This is a genomic window from Oleiphilus sp. HI0079 (assembly GCF_001635105.1).
The window spans coordinates 1-3682 of record NZ_LWFT01000575.1; the positions used below are offsets into that span (position 1 = coordinate 1).

6 protein-coding genes are annotated in these 3682 nt (G+C 45.9%); 1 reads left to right on the plus strand and 5 read right to left on the minus strand.

Going from position 1 to position 3682, the window contains the following annotated elements:
* A partial coding sequence (locus tag A3750_RS26060; RefSeq protein WP_197474985.1) for a hypothetical protein occupies positions 1 to 456 on the plus strand: 456 nt, incomplete at its 5' end.
* A gap of 93 nt (positions 457 to 549) precedes the next feature.
* Here A3750_RS26060 and A3750_RS27205 read toward each other — a convergent pair.
* The 5 genes from A3750_RS27205 to A3750_RS26065 all read right to left on the minus strand — a co-directional run.
* Entirely contained in the window at positions 550 to 762 is a 213-nt protein-coding gene (locus A3750_RS27205; protein WP_082863277.1) for a GDCCVxC domain-containing (seleno)protein, read from the minus strand.
* Positions 763 to 843: 81 nt separating this feature from the next.
* A complete protein-coding gene (locus A3750_RS09670; protein WP_068457358.1) occupies positions 844 to 1383 on the minus strand; it encodes a manganese efflux pump MntP family protein in 540 nt (179 codons plus the stop codon).
* A gap of 23 nt (positions 1384 to 1406) precedes the next feature.
* The gene (locus tag A3750_RS09675; RefSeq protein ID WP_068456867.1) at positions 1407 to 2036 is read right to left on the minus strand and encodes an FMN-binding negative transcriptional regulator; all 630 of its coding nucleotides are present in this window, start codon (positions 2034 to 2036) and stop codon (positions 1407 to 1409) included.
* An 81-nt stretch (positions 2037 to 2117) separates the two neighbouring features.
* Positions 2118 to 3224, minus strand: coding sequence for an FAD-dependent monooxygenase (locus tag A3750_RS09680; RefSeq protein ID WP_068456870.1), 1107 nt, complete (start codon positions 3222 to 3224; stop codon positions 2118 to 2120).
* 175 nt (positions 3225 to 3399) lie between these two features.
* Positions 3400 to 3682: hypothetical protein (locus A3750_RS26065; protein WP_231871779.1), on the minus strand; the 283-nt coding region annotated here is incomplete at its 5' end.

A 3682-nucleotide genomic window follows, 5' to 3' on the forward strand; every position in this document is an offset into this window, starting at 1 on the left:
AGTCGGGATAAGAAGCGCAGTCTCAAAGAATGGCTCGCCTACGAGCTGTTCAGAAACCCCTGCGATATTCATTTTGGGTATGCAAAAGCGCCCACCTTGAAGTATCGCAATCTGCAAAGCATTTCGGGCTTTTATAAAATTGTTCTCGCAAAATTTTTGGCTATGGGGACGCAAGGTAGCCAACAGCAAACGGATGCACTGGCTGCAGCAAAAGAGGCGAGTGGAATCCATATTGGCGCAGATGCCTTGGAGCAGCGAATTGATGGAAAAGAGTTTACCCAAGCCTGCTATGAATTAAAGCGCGCTTTCCCTTTGCTTAAACCTAGGATCTTAAAGGGTTTGTTGGCTGCGGCGCATGCCGATGAGGTGTTTTGTGAGACTGAGCAGCAGCTGATTTCTGTTCTTGCCGCTATTTGGGATCTGCCCCTGCCGGCTCTCATTAGTTCAGATAAATAGAGATGGTCTTAAGTGACGACAGATAAAACATGAGGATCAAGCTTAGCTAAGCGCTTTTTCTAAGGTCGGGGAGGGTCAATCTAAAAGCTCGTGTTAGCTGCAACAACTGAAGCCCTGTTGAATAGGTGGGCACTTAACTGAGCCATAAGAGCAAAACACGCAGCAGTCGCCTTGATTTGGTTTCAGAAGCTTCTTACATCCTTCACATTCGTAAAAGTAGACACAGGCATCCGTCGGCATGACTTCGGTTTTATGATGGCCGCAATTAGGGCATGTGATCTTCGATTCAAGAATAACATTTGCCATTTTAGTTTTGCCTTTAAGTGCATTTAACGCATGGTCTTGGGTAGCGGCGATGGCTTGCTGTGTTTTGGGGGATGGTTAGGTTCATAAAAGTAATACTTTAAAACCGATCAGGATGAGTATTACACCCCCCAACATCTCCGCTTTGCTCTCTAAGAAGGTACCACTCTTGGCGCCAATAAATACGCCAAACCAACTAAATATAAATGTGATAATGCCTATTAGCGAACAGGCAAGGAGTGGGTTTATTTCAATAAGTGTTAGGGTAAATCCTGCGGCCATTGCATCTATGCTTGTTGCTATAGCGAGAACCAACATCACCCGGTGGGTGATTTGAGCAATATCTTCTTCAATTCCCTCTGACATTGCTTCGTAAATCATCTTTGCGCCAATCAGTAAGAGGAGAGAAAAAGCGATCCAGTGCGCGTAATTTTCGATTATCCCGAATACGCCTTTACCGCCTAAAAAACCGATTAAGGGCATAAGCGCTTGAAATAGGCCAAAATAAATGGCGGCTTTAACTGCGAGAGCAGAGGTTCTCTGCTCATGCTTCGAGCCAAGGCCGATGGAAACGGCAAATGCGTCCATGCTCAGTGCAACCGCTAAAATTAAGACTTCAAACATTTATTGGTCTCTAAATTTGGGGCTTAGCTTTCTGAAGATTTGAGCGCTACAGTTTGGGCCATTGCTTGATTTCCTTCTTTTCCCAAAGCTTTGATCACTCCTTGTCGGTTTTCACCGCTTTGATTCTGGCTGACTTTCCATTTGCCCTGCATTTCGTCGACGCTTACGCGTATACCAACAATGGCATTAAGCATTCGGTCAATATACTCTCGGGGAGCATCGCTGACCTTCCAGGGCTGTTTTCGGCTTTGTTCTTGCGCTTGCGTAAGTGTATCAACGATAGCGAGAAGTTCTTCTTTGTTGTGCGTAAATTCAAGCGTTCCGCTTACATGGACGGCGGTGTAATTCCACGTTGGTACAATTTTATGGTCACGCTGTTTGTTGGGGTAGTAACTTGCAGATATATAGGCTTGTGGGCCCTGAAAGGTGACTAATACCTTAGTGCCGTTCGCTATGTTTTGGTGCAGTGGGTTCGCCTTCGCAATGTGGCCAATAAGCAAGATCTTCCCATCGCGTTCTTCAACGAGCATGGGTAGGTGATTAGCCTCCAAACCTGCTTTGGTATTGCATACGAGCGTAGCAAGCGGGTGCTCTTTGATCAGTGCGAACATTTGATCACGACAATCGACTTTAAATACTTTAGGAATGAACACAGACGTTCTCTTTGATTTGCAGGTAAGCTTATATTAGATGGGAATGGCAGTATTGGTGCAACTAGATCAGCAGTGATTTGCCTAGGTTTGTTGGCTTTTCAAAAGTTTTCGGTATTTATGTCGTTGCAGGTAATGATCAACAAGCTCTGCGTTAGGCGTGTCGACAAAATGCTGATCAATGCCTTCCATCCACTTAATTGCTTCAAGAGATTTCGTTACTGGTTTGGCGAGAGCTAGCGTTGCGCCATTTTGAAAGACATCAAGCGCTTGCGGCATAGGGTGTGATGCGAGTGAACGTGCAAGAATGTAGCCCATCGTAAAGGCGGTTGCCAACCCCCAGCCAAACCCGTAGTGAAAAGAGAATGCAGACTCGCCGACAAAGGCAACGTTGTCTGTATATAGTTTCTCTACGCTGTTCTGTGCGAACGGCATCCAAGGCAAATTTCCTGTTTCGAGATGGAATGGTTCGTCTTCCAGGCTGAGTTCTTTACTCAGAAAATTTGCGATTTCTTCGGGTGTTTTACTTTCAAAATCGCCATTTAAATAACACGCTTCTGTCATCTCCATAATAACGATTTGACGGTGGTCGGACTGAGGGTATGTGATCATTTGAATCACGCCATGCTTTGTGGATACCGCCCAGAACTTGGGTTTATGGTCGATGCTTGGGGATTCATTGAAGTACCAGCAAAAGCGGATGTTTGCCGAGGTCGATTTGGCATCGAGTTCGCTCGTATAGCGTTTGCGAACCAGGCTGCTCACGCCATCGGCAGCGATGAGTAGATCGCTACTACTTTTTAGACGCGATACATGCTTTAGTTCTATCTTTTTCTCAATGATGCGTACGCCACAGCTCAGAGCCTGTGTACGTAAGTAGCGCATTAGCTGATGTCGGGTGACTGTGTATCCAAGCTCGAAAGGTTTGTCTTGGATATGGTCATCAACGCGAACCGATGCGCGTCGAAGCTTCGGTGGCGGTGTGCCTTGAAAAATTGAGTTCATGAACTCAGCATCGACCTTTCGAAGTAGATCTAGATGCAAGCTCTGGAGCACATAGCCGAGGCCCAGTGAATTCACAGTCTCGTTTTCTGCTTCGTATACTTTTACCCTCGCAGTAGGTAGGACTTGTCTAATTGCGATCGCGCAATACAAACCAGCAGGGCCGCCACCTATGATGCTTACTTTCATATGCTTCTACTGCGCTGTCTTGTGTCGGAGGTATACGGTAAAAAAAGCCTCGTAGCTTTCTGATTTGCGTTGATTCGTTGCATCAATTTGCTAGCGATATCCACCGTAACCAAGTCCATATCACCAAGCATCATGATGAGGACTTGGTCTTTTAAGCGATCTATTCTAAAAGGATTTAGTTCTCTATTGTCAGCGTAGTTGTTTGTTTGGAAACGATGCTGACGTTATAGCTATTTGAAAAGATCATTGAGGCGAATTCGTTGTCATCGTTGATGTCGATAGACGCATCGCAGGTGAACGCCGCCGTATAGGGGCCCGCTGGGATAAATCCAAGCTCAAACTCGTAGTTTGATGTGTCGTTGTTATAGGTCACTGTCGCAGAAGCAAGTGGATCACCTGCATTTCCCTGCAGATCCTGAATCGTTGCATCTTCGCCAGTGAACAAATAAACCGCATTG

What these genes read in the sequence shown, in the direction of transcription:
- A3750_RS09680 (WP_068456870.1), bottom strand. Translation starts at nt 3,224, where the DNA reads ATGAAAGTAAGCATCATAGGTGGCGGCCCTGCTGGTTTGTATTGCGCG.
- A3750_RS27205 (WP_082863277.1), bottom strand. Translation starts at nt 762, where the DNA reads ATGGCAAATGTTATTCTTGAATCGAAGATCACATGCCCTAATTGCGGC.
- A3750_RS09670 (WP_068457358.1), bottom strand. Translation starts at nt 1,383, where the DNA reads ATGTTTGAAGTCTTAATTTTAGCGGTTGCACTGAGCATGGACGCATTT.